Origin of the sequence: Streptomyces sp. x-80 (assembly GCF_046549095.1) — a bacterium.
GTDB classification, from domain to species: Bacteria; Actinomycetota; Actinomycetes; order Streptomycetales; family Streptomycetaceae; genus Streptomyces; species Streptomyces celluloflavus.
The window spans coordinates 1-16,477 of sequence record NZ_JAJPWM010000048.1; the positions used below are offsets into that span (position 1 = coordinate 1).

A 16,477-nucleotide genomic window follows, 5' to 3' on the forward strand; every position below is an offset into this window, starting at 1 on the left:
GAACATCCCGAAACGGGATTTGTGGAGAGCCCGGTGCCCGGAGACGGGCACGCCGGGTTCGGGAGGCGGCTCGGGGAAACCCACTGGCGGAGACGCCAGCAGGGCGCCCCGAGTCGACCTCACCGACAGCGCGATGTCTCTTGAGGCGGTTGATCCCGCACTCGACCGCATGGCGCTGGCGGTAGTCGGCCGGGTCGAAATGCGGCGGCCGGCCGCCGCGGGAGCCGAGCTTTTGCCGGTTGTGTGCCTGGTCGGCCTTGTCGGGGATGGTGCAGCGGATTCCGCGGCGGCGCAGGTAGGCGCGGTTCTTGCGGGAGGCGTACGCCTTGTCCGCGCGGACCCGATCGGGGCGGACGCGTGGCCGGCCCGGTCCGATGCGGGGCACACGAACCTTCTCCAGGACCGGTTCGAACTGCGGCGAGTCACCGCGCTGTCCGGCCGTGACCACGATCGACATGGGCTTTTGCCCCTTCTCGACGGCCAAGTGAAGCTTGGTGGTGAAACCGCCGCGCGACCTCCCAAGTCCGTGATCACGGGGCTCGGTGAAGATGCCGCCAGGTGGTTCCTTCTGCAGATTTCCCTGTTTGCGGGCCCCGGCCGCATGCTGGTGCGCGCGGCACACCGTGGAGTCGACACTCAGGTCCCACGTGATCGCGCCCTTCACATCGGCCAGGGACTGGAGACGGGTGAGGATGCGGTGCCAGATGCCGTTGCGCTGCCATCGGCGGAACAGGTCGTAGACCCGGTTCCATGGTCCGTATTCGGCCGGTATATCCCGCCATGGAACACCGGTGCGGACCTGGAACCGTATGCCGTCGATCAACTGCCGCCGAGGCCAGACAGGCGGCCGTCCCAGCTTCCTCCCCGTCGGCAACAACGGCTCCAGCACCGCCCACTGCTCGTCCGTGAGATCTCCCCGACCCACGAAGCACGATCATTCAGTGGGCGTTAAGTCCGATCTTTCTCGGTTCGTGATCACTCGATCGTGGTACTGATCGCTGCGCAGGTCGCGTGCCGGGCATGTCCATGTTGATATGCGGGGCATGGAGAGACAGTCGTACCCCAGCGACTTATCGGACGCACAGTGGGCGTTGATCGAGCCGATGGGTGCGGGCAGAGGTGAGCCGGGAGCGGGGCGGGGACCGTGGGTGACTGCGGAGGGATAGCGTCGGGGATCGCGGATGCTGAGCAGTCCGAGCCGTCCACGGTTCGCGATCGTGGCCTGCGCTGGTCAGTCATGTGTGGCTCCCATCTGGTTGGGACACATCTCTTGGTCGATGCGGTGGTGGTGCGAGCAACGCCCGCACCACGACCGTTCGCATCTTCGGTGGTGCCCGCCCGGTGCCTCAGGCGCGGCGGCCACCATCGACCGACAGAGCGGTGCCGGTGACGTAGGAGGCATCCGGCGAGCACAGCCATACAGCTGCTGCCGCAGCCTCCTCGGCCTCAGCCAGCCTCCGCAGGGGAGTCGCTGCGGCCTGCTGGTCGGCCATCTGGGCGCCGGCCGAAGCGGCAACGCCGTCGAACATGGCGGTCTTGGTCAGTGCCGGGCACAGTGCGTTGACCCGGATGTTGTCCGGTCCGTAGTCGACGGCAGCCACCTTGGACAGGCCGACGACACCGTGCTTGCTGGCCACGTATGCCGGGGCACTGGGAATCGCGTACAGGCCGCCGTTGGAGGCGACATTGACAATCGCGTCGCCGCCACGCTGCCTTATCGCGGGCAGTTCGTACTTCATGCACAGCCAGGTGCCGATCACGTTGACCCGCAGCACGTGCTCCCACTCCTGGACCGACATTTCGGTCAGGATGCGGTTGTGCGAAGGGATTCCGGCGTTGTTCACCGCGAAATCGAGCCCGCCGAACATCGCCACCACCTGCGTGACCGCCCGCTCCACGGATTGCTCATCACCGATGTCGACGGGTACGGCCTCTGCCCGGCCACCCTCCTGGGCGATCAGCTGCACAGTCTCGCGCGCCCGGTCTTCGTCCAGGTCGAGAACAGCGACCGCGGCCCCGCGCTGGGCGAACTCGAGCGCGCTCGCGCGCCCGATTCCGCTGCCGGCGCCGGTGACCAGGCCGGTCATGCCTGCGTAGCCGCTCATGCCAACGGCTTGTGGTTGACCCAGATCGCCTTGTACGGGTAGCGGCCCTGCCAGCGCTTGATGAGGTCGAGGGCCCCGGGCATGGAGAAGGTTGTGTTCAGGGCATCGAGGTCGGCCAGGCGCAGCTGCAGGATGGCGCTGGCAATCGCCACCGGGGCGTGGTCGTCGCCCGGGACGCGGATGTGGTGCTCGGCTGCGAACGAGTCGACCAGACCAGAGCCCATGACGAGCTCCTCGAACTCTGTCAGGTACTGGTCCAGTTCACTGGCGGGAATCGGATTGTCGAACGCTACGATCATCGTGTGGTGAATCATGGCTTCAGTGAACAGGCCTTTTGATAGCCCGTCCAAGATCTATCCGTTCTCGTTCCATGCCTGCCAGGAATGAATTCGGAGATACTCTTGATGCATGGCTGAGCTGGAAACCCGCGAGCTGGAGTACTTCGTCGCGCTGGCCGAAGAGCTACATTTCGGTCGTGCCGCGGCCCGGCTGGCTATCGCGCAACCGGCTCTTTCCAAGGCGATCCAACGCCTGGAGTCCCGCCTTTCACTGAAACTGTTGGAGCGCACCAGTAGGCAGGTGGCCCTCACCCCTGCCGGTGAAGCGCTGCTGCACCACGGCAGGCACGCCCTCAACGCTGTCAGTGCGGCGGCCGAGAAGGCCCGACGGGCTGGCGATCAGCAGGCCCACCTGCGGTTGGTGATCAAGCCTGGAGGCGATGCAGACCTTCTGTCCGGGATTCTGGCCGCCTACGCCCGGCAGCCCGATGCCCGTCAGGTGGACATCATCTTCGGTGGGGCCACTGACCGCGCCGATTACGTCCGCGACGGGCGAGCCGACGTTGCCCTGCTGTACGCGCCGTTCGACGACATGACCGGGCTGGATTGCGAGACTCTGGCGGTCGAAGGACGCGTGGCGATCTTGCCTCCAGATCACCGGCTCGCTTCCCGTTCCGAGGTCACGCTCGCTGACCTCGCTCGGGAGACGTTGCCGCGCTGGAAAGGCGTGAGCTGGACGGGTGCGCCCGAGGCCGAGCCCGGGCCCGAGGTCACGAACGCGGCCGAAGCTCTTCAAATGATCAGGCTCGGGCGCACCATCGCGATATTGCCGCGTTCCCTGGCCGCGCCCATGTATCCCGGCCTCGTCTACCGGCCCGTGAGCGACGCTCCGAACAGCGAGCTTGTCCTCGCATGGGCGCAAGACGACCGTCGACGTCTGGTTGCTGCTTTCGTTGCCGCTGCCGCAGAGGCTGCGGGAGATGTGGACTTGCCGTTGACGGGGCCCAGCTGACGCCTGGAAGGGTGGCGGGCAAGACCTCGCACGCTGAGGTTGTGGAGTTCCGCTTCACTGTCTAGCGGGTGACATAGCATCACGTCGCTGATCTGGCAAACATGCAGGTCGGAAGGGGTCCGACCCTCCAGGGTCGGGCCCCTATCGTTTTCCCGTGCTGGATAGGTACTGGATAATCTGACATCTCGTCACCCGTCATCACCCCTCATCACCTGCACCGTGCTGGATTGGTGCTGGATGTCGGCGGGACTCCGGTGGTGGCTCGTGGGCGGCAGTCCTGCGAGAGGGCAACCCGCTAGGTCGAGTGGCCCATGTGCACGCTTTCTTCACGGCTTCGATGTCCCGTGCGGAAACAAATCTGCGCCCGCCCGACGTTGTCGATCTCTCACAGCCCAAGATCCACTTTTGATACACGGCCTAGCGGCACCGCCGCCCCCGCCGCCGGGCCGCTACGACGGCGCCGGGGCCAGATGGTTCGTGAACCAGTCCCGGGCGAGGTCCGTGACCTCCTCCAGGGCACCGGGTTCCGGGAAGAGGTGGGTGGCGCCGGTGACCACCGCGAGCGCGTTCTCGCAGCGCAGCTGGGCCTGGGCCCGCCGGTTGAGGTCCAGCACCATCGGGTCGTCGCCGCCGACGATCAGCAGGGTGGGGGCCGTCACCGCGGGCAGCCGCGGTCCGGCCAGATCGGGGCGCCCGCCCCGGGAGACGACGGCGGCGATACCGGCGCCCGGCTCCGCGGCCGCCCACAGCGCGGCCGACGCCCCGGTGCTGGCGCCGAAGTACCCCACCGCGAGTCCCTCGGCCTCGGGCTGTTCGCGCAGCCAGGCGGTGGCGTCCGCGAGGCGGCCGGCCAGCAGTCCGGTGTCGAAGACATTGGCCCGGTCGGTCTCCTCCTCCTCGGTGAGCAGGTCGAACAGCAGACTGCCGAGACCGGCGCGGTTCAGCCCGTCGGCGACGAACCGGTTGCGCGGGCTGTGCCGGCTGCTGCCGCTGCCGTGGGCGAACACCACCACGCCGGGCGCACCGGCGGGCACCGTCAACCGCCCGCGCAGTACCACCGCACCCGCCTGCATCCGCACCTCCCGGCCCGCGGGCACGGCCGCCTCCGACGACCGTCCCCGGCGGCTTCCCGCGGGGCGGCCGGACGCGCGCAGCCGGGCCGCGGCCCGGTCCAGGCAGGCGATGACCTCACCGTCCTCGGTCTGCGAGAAATCTTCGTAGAACTGGCCGACCGCGAAGAAGTCCTGCGGTGTGTCCAGGCAGACCAGCTCATCGGCCTCCGCCCCCAGCCGGTCCGTCCAGTCCGCCGGCGCCACGGGGACCGCCAGCACGGTCCGCGCCGCCCCGCGGGCCCGGACGATCCGGCAGGCCGCCTGGGCCGTCGACCCCGTGGCCACCCCGTCGTCGACCACCAGCGCCGTCCGGCCCGCCAGCGCCACCGGCTCCCGGTCACCCCGGTACTGCCGCGCACGCTCCGCCAGCACCGTCCGCTCATGGGCCTCGACCTGCGCCAGCTCCGCCCGCGTGACCCGGGCCGCGTGCACCACCTCGTCATTGATCACCCGGACACCGCCCTCGCCGAGCGCCCCCATGCCCAGCTCCGGCCGGAACGGCACGCCCAGCTTCCGTACCAGGCACACGTCCAACGGCGCGTCCAGCGCCTCGGCGACCTCCGCGGCGACCGGCACCCCGCCCCGGGGAAGACCGAGCACCACCACCTCGGCGCCCTGGAGATGCCCCAGCCGGGCGGCCAGCCGCCGGCCGGCGTCGAGCCGATTCGCGAAGAACACGATGCGACCTCCTCGTCACGGAGCGGACCCGGCGAGCCGCGCCCGCGCCGGCCGCCCGCCGGACGGACCGGCACCCCGTGCCGGCGGCCACCGCGCCGCCCGTCCGCCCGGCCACCGGGTCCGGCACCCCGTGACCGGCGGCCCGTCCGCCGGTCCGGGGCACCGCCCGGCCACCGGCACGCCGTACTTCCACTGTGCGTCCAACCGGCGCGTACCGCACGGACCGGCACCGGGCGGCGGGCCCGCACCGCACGCGTCCGCCGTGTCCGGGAAAGGGCGGGAGCGGTATGTATTCCGATGCTCAGGCAGGAATAGCTTCATCATCTTCCCTTCACCGACGCACGGCTGCCAGCATCTGCGCACCGCCACCGTGTGAGGGAGATTCCGATGACACGCCCCCGTCCTCTGCGCTGTCTGGCAGCCCTGGCCGTGGTCGCTCTCGCGGCCACCGCCTGCGGACGTTCCACCCAGGGCAGCGGCCCCGCCGGCAGCGGACCACAGGCCGCCGCGGGCGCGTCCGCCGCCCAGCTGCTCCCGGCGCAGTACAGGCAGCAGGGCGTCCTGCGCGTCGCCACCGCGGTCGGCTACCCGCCGATGGAGATGTACGAGTCCGGGACGACCCGGCTCACCGGCGTCGACCCCGACCTCGCCCAGGCCATCGCCGAGCGGCTCGGACTGAAGCTCGAACTCACCAACGCCGCCTTCGACGGCCTGATCCCCGGTCTCGGATCCGGACGGTTCGACCTGGTGATGTCCTCGATGACGGACAGCGCGCAGCGGCGCCGGGCGGTCGACTTCACCGACTACTTCCGCACCGGCGGCGTCATCATGACGAAGAAGGGCAACCCCCAGGGCATCAAGACCCTCGCGGACCTGTGCGGCAGGACCGTCGTCCTCGCCAAGGGCAGCTCCAACCTGCACATCGGCGAGGAGCAGAACGCCAAGTGCCGGGAGAAGATGCGGATCTCGCAGAGCGAGGACGCCCCGACCGGGCTGCTGCAACTGGACACCGGACGCGCCGTCGCGACCATCGTCGACTACCCCGTCGCCCAGACCTTCACCGACCGGAGCAGCGCCTACGACGTCCTGCCGGCCCAGTACGGCACCGCGCCCTGGGGCATCGCGACGGCGAAGAACCAGAGCGGCCTGCGCGACGCCGTCCGCCAGGCCCTCCAGGAACTGATCGACAACGGGCGCTACAAGAAGATCCTCGACACCTGGAAGGTCGGCGGCAGCGCCGTGTCCAAGGCCACCATCAACGACGGGCAGTGAGCGCGGACATGACCCCTCTAGACACGACCGGCGCCGCCCCCGGCGGAACACCGGCACCCCCCACCGGCGGCACGGCGCAGCAGGAGGAGGACCTCACCCTCCAGGTGACCCGGCGGCCCCGCCCCGGACGCTGGCTCGCCGTCATCGCCGCCGTCCTGTTCGCCGGATGGCTCACCTACACCATCATCGTCAACCCCAACCTGCACTGGGACATCATCGCGAAGTACCAGTTCGACGGTGTGATCCTCGACGGCCTGTGGGTGACCGTCCAACTCACCCTCATCTCCATGGCCGTCGGCATCACCATCGGCGTCCTCATCGCGGTGATGCAGCTCTCCGACAGCCCGGTACTGCGCCTCACCGCCGGTGCCTACACCTGGTTCTTCCGCGGCACCCCGCTGCTCGTCCAGCTCATCTTCTGGTTCAACCTGGCCCTGATCTTCCCGGAGATCAGCATCGGCGTGCCCTTCGACGGGCCCAAGCTGATCAGCTGGCAGTCCAACCAGCTCATCACCGGATTCGTGGCGGCGCTGCTGGGACTTTCCATCAACGAGGGCGCCTATATGGCAGAGATCGTGCGGGCCGGTATCCAGAGCGTGGACCCCGGCCAGCGCGAGGCGGGCGCCTCCATCGGCATGTCGAACCGGCAGATCCTCTCCCGGATCATCCTCCCGCAGGCGATGCGGGTCATCATCCCGCCGTTCGGCAACCAGTTCATCTCCATGCTCAAAACCACCTCCCTGGTCTCGGTCATCGCCGGCGCCGACCTGATGACCGTCTCCCAGCACCTCTACCTCGCCAACTTCGAGGTGGTCGCGATGCTCATCGTGGCGTCCCTGTGGTATCTCGTCCTGACCACCATCGCCAGCGTCGCCCAGCACGCCGTCGAACGCCGCTACAGCCCCCGCGCCGCCCCGCCCCTGCGACACCGGGTCCTGGCCAACCTCACACCCGGGCGCGCCAAGAAGGAGACCGCATCGTGAACGACGTCATCCTCCGGGCCCGCGGCGTCCGCAAACGGTTCGGTGACACCGAGGTGCTGAAGGGCATCGACCTCGAAGTCCGCACCGGCGAGGTGCTCTGCGTCATCGGACCCTCCGGCTCCGGGAAATCCACCCTGCTGCGCTGCTTCAACCACCTGGAGCAGATCGACGCCGGACGCGTCTGGATGGACGGCGAACTGGTCGGCTACGAGGAGCACGGCCCCGCCGGCCGCACTCTGCGCGAACGGCACGCCCGCGACATCCGCCGGCAACGCGAACGGATCGGCATGGTCTTCCAGCGCTTCCATCTCTTCCCGCACCGCACCGCGTTGCAGAACGTGCTGGAGGGACCGGTCACCGTCCGGAAGCGGCCCCGCGCCCAGGCCGAGAAACACGCCCGCGAACTGCTGGACCAGGTCGGCCTGGCGGACCGCGCGGACCACTACCCGAGGCAGCTGTCCGGCGGGCAGCAGCAGCGCGTGGCGATCGCCCGCGCACTGGCCATGGAACCCACCCTCATGCTCTTCGACGAACCCACCTCCGCGCTCGACCCCGAACTCGTCGGCGAGGTCCTCGGCGTCATGCGCGACCTGGCCCGCAGCGGGATGACCATGGTCGTGGTCACCCATGAGATGGGCTTCGCCCGCGAAGTCGCCGACCGCGTCCTGTTCATGGACCAGGGCGCCGCCGTCGAGGCCGGCCCCCCGGACGAACTGTTCACCGCCCCGCGGCACGACCGCACGCGGGCCTTCCTGTCAACGGTGCTGTGATGAACCGACCCATCGACCTGCTGCTGCGCGGCGGCACCCTCATCGACGGCACCGGCGCCCCCGCCCGGGAGGCCGACATCGCGGTCACCGGCGGACGCGTCGCCGTCCTTCCCCCCGGCACCCCCGTCCGGGCGGCCGAGACCGTGGACGCGACCGGACAGGTCGTCACGCCCGGCTTCATCGACGTGCACACCCACTCCGACGCCCTCGCGGCGCCGCACGGCGCCGACGCCACCCCGCAGCCGACGGACTCGATCGAGGACCTGCGCCTGGCGCCGCTGCTCCAGGGCGTCACCACCGAGATCTGCGGAAACTGCGGCACCAGCCTGTTCCCCTCGCTCCCGGAACGCCTGCCGGCCCTCGCCGACCACCTGCGGGTGACGTTCGGGCTCGGACCCGTCCGGCCCGCACCGGACTTCGATGCCTTCGCCGCGGCCCAGAACCCGGCCCTGCGCCGTACCCATATCGCCTCGCTCGTCGGCCACGGCACCCTGCGGGCCGGCGTGCTGGGCTTCGCGGCCCGCCCGCCCGAGCCCGACGAACTGCGCGTCATGTGCGCCCTGCTCGACCGGGCGCTGAGCCAGGGCGCGGCGGGCCTGTCCACCGGACTGATCTATCCGCCCGGCACCTACGCGGACACCGCGGAGATCGTCGCCCTGGCCCGGGTCGCCGCCCGCCACGGCAAGCCCTATGTGACCCATCTGCGCGACGAGATGTCCCAGGTGGAAGCCGCCCTGGAAGAAGCCCTGGAGATCGCCGTGCGCTCCGGCGCCCCGCTCCAGGTCTCCCACCACAAGACCGCGGGCCGCCACGCCTGGGGCGCCACCCTGCGCACCCTGCCCCGGCTGGAGGCGGCACGGGCCGACGGCGTGGACGTCCTCTGCGACGTCTACCCCTACACCGCGGGCAGCACCGTCCTGCACGCCATGCTGCCGCCGTGGACGAGTGAGGGCGGCGTCGGCGAGCTGCTGGCACGGCTGCGCCGGCCGGCGGCGCGGGACCGGATCCGGGCGGACCTCGCGGCGGGCGTCGAGGGCTGGGAGAACACCGTCGGCAACGGCGGCTGGGACCTCATCGCGGTGGCCGCCGCCCGGACCCGCCCCGAGGCCGAGGGCCGGCGGATCGCCGGCCTCGCCGCCGAGCGGGGCATCGATCCCGTCGACTACGTCTGCGATCTGCTGCTGGCCGAACAGGGCGAGGTGACCATCATCAGCCACTCGATGCGCGAGGACGACGTCCGCCGGGTGCTCGCCAGCCCGCTGTCGATGATCGGCTCGGACGGCGTCCCCAAACCCGGCCGGCCGCACCCCCGCTGGGCGGGCAGCTTCGCCCGGGTCCTCGGACACTACGGCCGGGACCGGCAACTGCTGTCGCTGGAGACCGCCGTGCACAAGATGAGCGGGCTGCCCGCCCGGCGGTTCGGGCTCACCGGACGCGGTGTGGTGCGCGACGGCGCCTGCGCCGATCTGGTCGTCCTCGACCCGGCGACGGTCCGCGACGCCGCGACCTTCGACAGCCCGCTGCTGGCACCCGAAGGCGTCGGCACCGTCGTCGTCGCCGGGCAACTGGCCGTACGCGACGGCCGCCCGACCGCGGTACGGGCCGGAAAGGTGGTGCGGGTCCGATGAGCCTGGCCCAGGTGGCCGCGGCGGCCCGCCGCTCGGCCGCACTGCCGCTGACCCTCGCCGTCGCCGCCATCGACGTCGACGGTGACGAGTCCGTCGGCGTCGACGACGGCACCGTACTGCCGGTCGCGTCCGCCGCGAAGCTGCTGCTGCTCGCGGAGGTGTCCCGGCGACTGGACACCGGCGAACTCCGCGCCGGGCAGCGCGTCGAGATCCTCGACGCGGACGTCGCGAGCGGCACCGGCCTGCTGCGCCGACTGGGCCGGACCGGCTGGACCGTCGAGGACCTGGCCTGGCTGACCGCCTCGGTCAGCGACAACACCGCCACCAACGCGCTGCTCCGGCTCGTGGGACGGGAGGCCACCGGCCGGCTGGCCGGGCAGCTCGGACTCGCCCGCCTCACCCTGCACGACCGCGTCCGCGACGTCCGGGGCCCGGACCTGCCGCCGGTCTTCGCCACCGGCACCGCGCGGGACCTGGCACAGTTGGTGGCCCACGCGGTACGCGGCACCCTGCACGCACCGCTGGCCTCGGCCCGTCTGCTGCACTGGATGCGCGCCAACACCGACCACGGCCTGGTGCCCGCCCTGATCGGCCACGACCCCTACGCACCCGGCTTCCCCACGCCGCCGCCCGACGGCCTGCTGGTGGCCAACAAGACCGGCACCGACACCGGGGTCCGCGCCGACGCGGGCGTCATCATCGGGGCGCGCCGCCTGGCGTACGCCGTGGTGGCGCACTGGGACACGGCCCTGGGCGCCAGTACGGAGCGGGCCGCCGTGCACGCCATCCGGGACGTCGGCCGGACCCTCGCGGCCTGCGCCCACCGCCGCGCCCCCGGATGACCGACGGCCGCCGCACCCGGATCCGCTCCGCGTGCGGCGGCCGTCCGGGTCCGGCGGCGGCCGGGTCACGGCCCGCTGCCCGGCCGACGCGTCCGCCCGGTGGCGCTCCCGCCGGTCAGGCCCACTGCATCTCCAGCAGCGACCGGACCTCCTCGGCGGCCGACCGCAGCTCCGCCAGGAAGATCCGCAGCAGCGGATTGCGGTTCGTCTCCCGGGTGGCGACCCCGATCCGCCGGTGCAACTGGGGGTGGTCCAGCCGGCAGACGTGCACCCCCGCGGTGTCGCCGAGCCCGAGGGCCGGGACCAGCGCTATCCCCATCCCGGCCCGTGCCAGGTTGACCGTGACCTGGTAGTGGTCGCTGCGGCAGCGCACCCGGGGACGGAAGCCCTCGGCCGCGCACGCGCGCTCCAGCACCGGCTCACCGGTGTGACCGCCGTGCGTACCGATCCAGCTCTCGCCCTCCAGCGCGGCCAGCCGCACCGTCGCACGCCGGCCGAGCCGGTGCCGCAGCGGCACCACCACCAACTGCGGTTCGTCGAAGAACATCTGCACCGCCACGGCCGCCTGCCGACACCACGGATCCAGCGGATGTTCGAAGACCACCGCGGCATCCAGCCGGCCCGCCTCCAGATCGGGTATCAGCTCGTGCGGCTGGCCCATGATCAGCTCCAGCTCGACCTGCGGCCGTTTCGCCGCGAAGACCGACAGCGCCCGCGGCAGCAGCTCCAGGCCCGCGGAGGCGAAGAAGCCGACCCGCAGCACCCCCGCCTCGCCCTCGGAGTGTGCCCGCAGATCGTCCTGCGCGACGGCCATCAGGTCCGCGACGGCCTGCGCGTGCTCGGCCAGCCGCACGCCCGCGGCCGTCAGCCGCAGGCTCTGCGGCGCCCGCTCCACCAGCGCCACCCCGAGCTCCCGCTCCAGCCGCGCCAGTTGGTGCGAGATCGCCGACGGACTCAGATGCAGCGCCTGGGCCGCGGCCACGATGGTGCCCCGGCGGGCGATCTCCAGCAGGACGAGCAGACGGGCACTGTTCAGCATCGGGACAGGTTAGGGCGTGCCCTCACCGTGGCGCTCCGGTGTCCGCACCGGCCGGCCGGACCGGGCCGGGCGCCGCCGCGAGCTCCGCCGGCCCGGCCACGTCCAGCCGCAGCAGATCCTCGTCGGTCTCGCGGCGCACCACGGTGCGGGCCCGGCCCTCGCGGACGAAGACCACGGCGGGGCGCGGCAGCTTGTTGTAGTTGGAGGCCATGGCGTACCCGTAGGCACCGGTGACCGGTGTGGCCAGCACGTCCGACACCCGCAGACCGGCGGGGAGCGCGGCATCGTCGACGATCACATCGCCGCTCTCGCAGTGCTTGCCGACCAGCCGCGCCCGCAGTGGCCGCGGCGCATCGGGGCAGCGCGGCAGGAACACCTCGTAGCGGCTGCCGTACAGGGCGGGGCGCAGGTTGTCACTCATCCCGCCGTCGACGCTGACATACGTCCGCACGCCCTCGATCCGCTTGATCGTCCCCACCCGGTACAGGGTCAGCCCCGCCTGTGCCGCGATCGAACGGCCGGGCTCGACGGTCACCGCACCGCCCCAGCCCGCACCACGCACCGCCTCCCGTACCCGGGCCGCCCAGTCGGCGAACGACGGTGCGCGCTGCCCCGCCTCGTACGCGACACCGAGCCCACCGCCGACGGTGAGCCGGCGGGCCCCCACCTCCGCCGCGAACCGCGCGACGGCCGCGGCACCCGCCGCGAGCTCCGCCGCGTCCAGCACCTGGGAGCCGACGTGCGCGTGGACGCCCTCCAGGACCATCGCCGGGGAGGCGGCGGCTCGCCGCACCGCGGCCGCGGCCACGCCGCCCGCGAGGCCGAAGCCGAACTTCGAGTCGTTGCCGCCGGTCCGGATCGCCTCGTGGGCACCGGCGGCGACCCCCGGCGCCACCCGCAGCTGGACCCGGGCCGGCGGCAGGCCCTCCGCGGCGTGCAGACGCTCGATCCGGTCCATCTCGTCGAAGCTGTCGACCACCACGTACCGCACCCCGGCGGTGATCGCGGTACGCAGCTCCGCCTCGTCCTTGTTGTTGCCGTGCAGCACGATCCGGTCGGCCGGCACCCCCGCGTGCCGGGCGACCCGGAGTTCGCCGCCGGAGGCGACGTCGAGCAGCAGCCCCTCCTCGTGGGCGAGCCGGGCCATCGCCGTGCACAGGAACGCCTTGGACGCGTACGCGACATTGTCCGGGCCGAAGGCGGCGACCGCCTCCCGGCAGCGCTGCCGCAGATGCTCCTCGTCGTACACGAACAGCGGCGTCCCGAAACGCCGCGCCAGTTCGGTGAGCAGCACCCCGCCGACGGCCAGTCCTCCTGGGCGGGTCTCGGCGGTGCGGGGCAGCAGACCCGTTGCGATGACGGACGACACAGTTCCTCCCGTAAGCAGGCTCGCCGCCATCCTGCGGCCGGGTGCGAGATGACGAAAGCGCATTCTTCCGGTGCTGAGCCTCATTTTTTGTGAGGCTCCCGCCCGGTCGGCGAGGCGGCGGGCGGGAGCCGTCGATGCCGGTGCCGCCGCGAAAGCCGCTGCCGAAGCCGCCACCGCCGCCGCCCGCCGAAGCATCAGGCGCTCGACGGCGGTGCCGGTCAGCAGCCGTTACGTCAACCGGTCGTCACCCGCCGGGGATCACCTCGACGGAGCCGATGTACTCGCGGGTCTCCGCGTCCGGGAGCCGGACGGACTGCGCCCAGAAGTAGATCACCAGGCTGAAGGCGGCGATGAGCGCGATGTCCCACCACAGCGGAATGGCGTCGGTCGCCCCGCAGGACGCCGATGAGGCCGGGCCCGTACTACAGAATCCGCCCTGCCAGGAGAGCACGCCCATACCCGCGAGATACACCGGCAGCCACTGCGCGGACCGCCAGTCCATGTGCGGGGTGCGCGGGTTGAGACCCAGCAGCACCGAGCCGCCCAGCAGCAGATAGCCGAGCGCGATCGCCACGCCGAGCCGCCACAGGGTGTCCCAGCCCGCCCAGTAGATGATCAGGTTCGCCACGATGAAGGCCACCGGCGCCCAGAACATGCCGCCGGGCAGACGGTACGGGCGGGGCCGGTCCGGATCCTGTCTGCGCAGGCACCCGAAGGCCAGCGGCGCCCCCGCGTACATCAGCACGCTCGCGGACGTGACGAAGCCGACCAGCTTCTGCCAGGTGGGGAACGGCAGGAACACGACGAGCCCGATGACGAAGGCGAAGAGCAGGCCGACCCAGGGGACCCCGCGCGCGGTGGTGCGCTCGAAGACCGCGGGCACATAGCCGTTGCGGGACAGCCCGTACGAGACCCGTGAGGTGGCGGTGGTGTAGATCAGGCCCGTACCGGACGGTGAGACGACCGCGTCGATGTACACGAGAGCGGCGAGCCAGCCGAGGCCGACCGAGGTGGCGAGTCCGGCGAACGGGCCCGTCTTGCCGGGGAAGGTGAGACTGGCCCAGCCGTGCGCGAACGCGCTCTGCGGCAGGGCCGCGATGAAGACCACCTGGAGGGCCACGTAGACGAGGACGCCGATGAGGATCGAGCCGATGACCGCGCGCGGCAGGTCCCGGGCCGGATCGCGGCTCTCGCCTGCCAGTTGGTCGGCCTGTTCGAAGCCGAGCAGCGCGAAGATGATGCCGCTGGTGCTGATGGCGGAGAGCACGCCCTTGGCGCCGAACGGGGCGAACCCCTGGTGGCCGAAGTTGCCGCCGTGGAAGGCGGTCGCCGCGAGGGCGATGACGGTGATGAGCGGGACGGCCACCTTCCACCATGTCGCCACGCTGTTGGTGTGCGCGAGCCATCGGATGCCGAAGAAGTTGACGACGACGAAGAACGCCATGAAGGCGACGGCCAGGGCGTATCCACCGGCCGTCAGGTGGTTCTTGCCGGTCTGTACCCAGGGGGCGTGGATGCTGAGGTAGTTCAGCGACGCCATGACCTCGATCGGCGCCACGGTGACCGCCTGCAACCAGGAGAACCAGCCGAAGGACGCACCGGCGGCGCTGCCGAACGCGTAGTGCGGGAAGCGCGCGGTGCCGCCCGCGACCGGGTACATGGCCCCCAGCTCGGCGTGGACGAAGGCCAGCACGATGATGGCGAGCGCCCCGATCCCCCAGGAGACGAGCGCCGCCGTGCCGGCCGCCTGCGCGGCGAGCAGCGCGCTGAACAGCCACCCGGACCCGATGATGGATCCCCCGGAGGCCCAGATGAGGCCGATCAGCCCGATGTCCCGTCTGAGCCCCGGATCCTTGGGCGCGGCGGCCGCGGCGGCCGTGGGCATCTCCATACGGCATGCACCCCTCGTTCCGGTGAGGCTGAGGCACGGGGCGTCGGCGGCGCGTTCTCGGGGCGGGCCCGGACGCGGCTGAGCCGTGCCAGAATGCCCCATTATTGGGCGAATTACGCGAACGGGACGGCAGGATCAGGCCGGGCTTCCGGCTACCGCCCGCCGATCACCGGAATGGCCGCGGGGGACAGCTCCCGCGAGCCCCGGCGGACCGTGCCACCGCCCGCACCGAACGCCGTACCCAGGGCTCGGCACGCGCATCGCCGGCCATCAGCCACCTCATGGACGGCCACCTCGTGGACGGCCACGGCATGGACCGCCACCTCATGACCGCCACCGCATGGACGGTCACCTCATCGGCCGACGGATCTTGGACCGACCGCCCCCCACAGCAACACCGCCGGCGGTATGGCCGCCTTCCCCATACCCGGCCGGTTGGTGTCTGCCGGTGGCGCCGCGATACTGGCGCGGCGTTCTCCGAAGACGATGCCGCCGCCCTGTACGACGTGCTGAATCCCTGGCGCCCCGGGGCCCGGCCCGGGGACCGCTTCTACGACGAACTGGTCATGGCCGCGGGCTCGGTCCTCGACGTCGGCTGCGGCACCGGCGCGATGTTGCACCATGCGCGTGCGCACGGCCACACCGGACGTCTCGTCGGCCTCGACCCGGACCGCGCCGCGCTCGCCAGGGCCCGGCGCCGTGCCGATGTCGAGTGGGTCGAGGGCACCGCGGCGGACGCGGAGTGGCAGGCCGAGTTCGACCTCGCGACGATGACCGGCCATGCGTTCCAGTACCTCGTCACGGACGACGAGCCGCGGGCCCCGCTCGCGGCGATCCGCGCGGCGCTGCGCGACGACGGCCGTTTCGTCTTCGAGACGCGCCACCCGCAGGCGCGTGCCTGGACGGAGTGGCACCCGTTGCACGCCGCCGACATCCGCGACGCGGCCGGCCGCCCGCTGCGCGTCTGGCACGAGGTCGAGTCCGTCGTGGCCGACGTGGTCACCTTCACCGGGACGACGGCCGAGCCGGACGGCACCGTCCTCCGCGTCGACCGCACGAGCCTGCGCTTCCTCGACGTCGCGACGCTCGACGTGCTCCTCGCCGCCGCGGGCTTCGAGACCGAGGCCCGGTACGGCGATTGGCACCGCGGGCCCGTCACCGGCACGAGCCGGGAGATCGTCACGGTCGCCCGCCGCCGTACCTAGTGCCGTGACCGGCGATGTCTGCCCCGTGAGGAGCGTCGTCCGGTGCGTGCGATCGCAGGGCGGCCGGAGGCCCTTGTAGCGGAGCTACCAAGGGCTTTTGGCCAACGCGGCGAGCGTGCGTGCTGGGCGGCGCGACGGGGCAAAGCCTGCCGGGAGGGGCCCTAGGTGTGGTGTCTCGGGACCTTGGTTACGCGAAGTCCTCGAAGGTGAGCTGCTGCGGGATGTCCGCGAGTGGTTCGGGCGGCTGGTCGAAGACGATCCGGTAGTCGCTCCCGGCGGTCCGGCTGATGGGC

At 71.6% G+C, this 16,477-nt stretch carries 14 protein-coding genes; 7 read left to right on the plus strand and 7 right to left on the minus strand.

Translation table 11 applies throughout. The annotated features are described in order from the left end of the window. The 3 genes from ACLJWH_RS41250 to ACLJWH_RS41260 all read right to left on the minus strand — a co-directional run. On the minus strand, positions 1-889 hold an 889-nt coding region (locus ACLJWH_RS41250), incomplete at its 3' end, for an IS5 family transposase (RefSeq protein ID WP_411146955.1). A gap of 457 nt (positions 890-1,346) precedes the next feature. Further along, positions 1,347-2,105, minus strand: a complete 759-nt coding sequence (locus tag ACLJWH_RS41255) for an SDR family NAD(P)-dependent oxidoreductase (RefSeq protein WP_411146956.1) — start codon at positions 2,103-2,105, stop codon at positions 1,347-1,349. After that, positions 2,102-2,419 carry a hypothetical protein gene (locus ACLJWH_RS41260; RefSeq protein WP_411146957.1) on the minus strand — a complete coding sequence of 106 codons (318 nt, stop codon included), beginning with the start codon at positions 2,417-2,419 and terminating at the stop codon, positions 2,102-2,104. The genes ACLJWH_RS41255 and ACLJWH_RS41260 overlap by 4 nt, the downstream gene beginning before the upstream one ends. 94 nt (positions 2,420-2,513) lie before the next feature. On the opposite strand from ACLJWH_RS41260, the gene ACLJWH_RS41265 reads away from it, so the two are divergent. Next, positions 2,514-3,395: a LysR family transcriptional regulator gene (locus ACLJWH_RS41265; RefSeq protein WP_411146958.1), complete on the plus strand. Its 882-nt coding sequence runs from the start codon at positions 2,514-2,516 to the stop codon at positions 3,393-3,395. Between the two features lie 449 nt (positions 3,396-3,844). Here ACLJWH_RS41265 and ACLJWH_RS41270 read toward each other — a convergent pair whose 3' ends face one another. Then, positions 3,845-5,185: a phosphoribosyltransferase family protein gene (locus ACLJWH_RS41270; RefSeq protein WP_411146959.1), complete on the minus strand. Its 1,341-nt coding sequence runs from the start codon at positions 5,183-5,185 to the stop codon at positions 3,845-3,847. Between the two features lie 387 nt (positions 5,186-5,572). Here ACLJWH_RS41270 and ACLJWH_RS41275 point away from each other — a divergent pair, with 387 nt between their 5' ends. Genes ACLJWH_RS41275 through ACLJWH_RS41295 form a run of 5 tightly spaced genes read left to right on the plus strand, consistent with a single transcriptional unit; the run spans position 5,573 to position 10,680 of the window. After that, entirely contained in the window at positions 5,573-6,457 is an 885-nt protein-coding gene (locus ACLJWH_RS41275) for an ABC transporter substrate-binding protein (RefSeq protein WP_411146960.1), read from the plus strand. Positions 6,458-6,465: 8 nt separating this feature from the next. Continuing rightward, positions 6,466-7,440 carry an amino acid ABC transporter permease gene (locus ACLJWH_RS41280; RefSeq protein ID WP_411146961.1) on the plus strand — a complete coding sequence of 325 codons (975 nt, stop codon included), beginning with the start codon at positions 6,466-6,468 and terminating at the stop codon, positions 7,438-7,440. Positions 7,441-7,448: 8 nt separating this feature from the next. Beyond that, a complete protein-coding gene (locus tag ACLJWH_RS41285) occupies positions 7,449-8,210 on the plus strand; it encodes an amino acid ABC transporter ATP-binding protein (RefSeq protein WP_411146968.1) in 762 nt (253 codons plus the stop codon). Then, positions 8,210-9,838 (plus strand): N-acyl-D-amino-acid deacylase family protein, encoded by a 1,629-nt coding sequence (locus ACLJWH_RS41290; protein ID WP_411146962.1) that lies wholly within the window; start codon positions 8,210-8,212, stop codon positions 9,836-9,838. Before ACLJWH_RS41285 ends, ACLJWH_RS41290 begins: the two co-directional genes overlap by 1 nt. After that, on the plus strand, positions 9,835-10,680 hold the full coding sequence (locus ACLJWH_RS41295; protein ID WP_411146963.1) for a serine hydrolase: 846 nt from the start codon (positions 9,835-9,837) through the stop codon (positions 10,678-10,680). The genes ACLJWH_RS41290 and ACLJWH_RS41295 overlap by 4 nt, the downstream gene beginning before the upstream one ends. A 115-nt stretch (positions 10,681-10,795) precedes the next feature. Here the strand turns inward: ACLJWH_RS41295 and ACLJWH_RS41300 are convergent, their stop codons facing one another. The 3 genes from ACLJWH_RS41300 to ACLJWH_RS41310 form a co-directional block, all read right to left on the minus strand. Beyond that, positions 10,796-11,719 (minus strand): LysR family transcriptional regulator, encoded by a 924-nt coding sequence (locus ACLJWH_RS41300; RefSeq protein WP_411146964.1) that lies wholly within the window; start codon positions 11,717-11,719, stop codon positions 10,796-10,798. A gap of 22 nt (positions 11,720-11,741) precedes the next feature. Further along, the gene (gene lysA, locus ACLJWH_RS41305) at positions 11,742-13,088 is read right to left on the minus strand and encodes a diaminopimelate decarboxylase (protein WP_411146965.1); all 1,347 of its coding nucleotides are present in this window, start codon (positions 13,086-13,088) and stop codon (positions 11,742-11,744) included. A 244-nt stretch (positions 13,089-13,332) separates the two neighbouring features. Continuing rightward, positions 13,333-14,979, minus strand: a complete 1,647-nt coding sequence (locus ACLJWH_RS41310; RefSeq protein ID WP_411146966.1) for an APC family permease — start codon at positions 14,977-14,979, stop codon at positions 13,333-13,335. Between the two features lie 506 nt (positions 14,980-15,485). On the opposite strand from ACLJWH_RS41310, the gene ACLJWH_RS41315 reads away from it, so the two are divergent. Beyond that, positions 15,486-16,184, plus strand: a complete 699-nt coding sequence (locus ACLJWH_RS41315; protein WP_411146967.1) for a class I SAM-dependent methyltransferase — start codon at positions 15,486-15,488, stop codon at positions 16,182-16,184. The last annotated feature ends 293 nt before the right edge of the window (positions 16,185-16,477 follow it).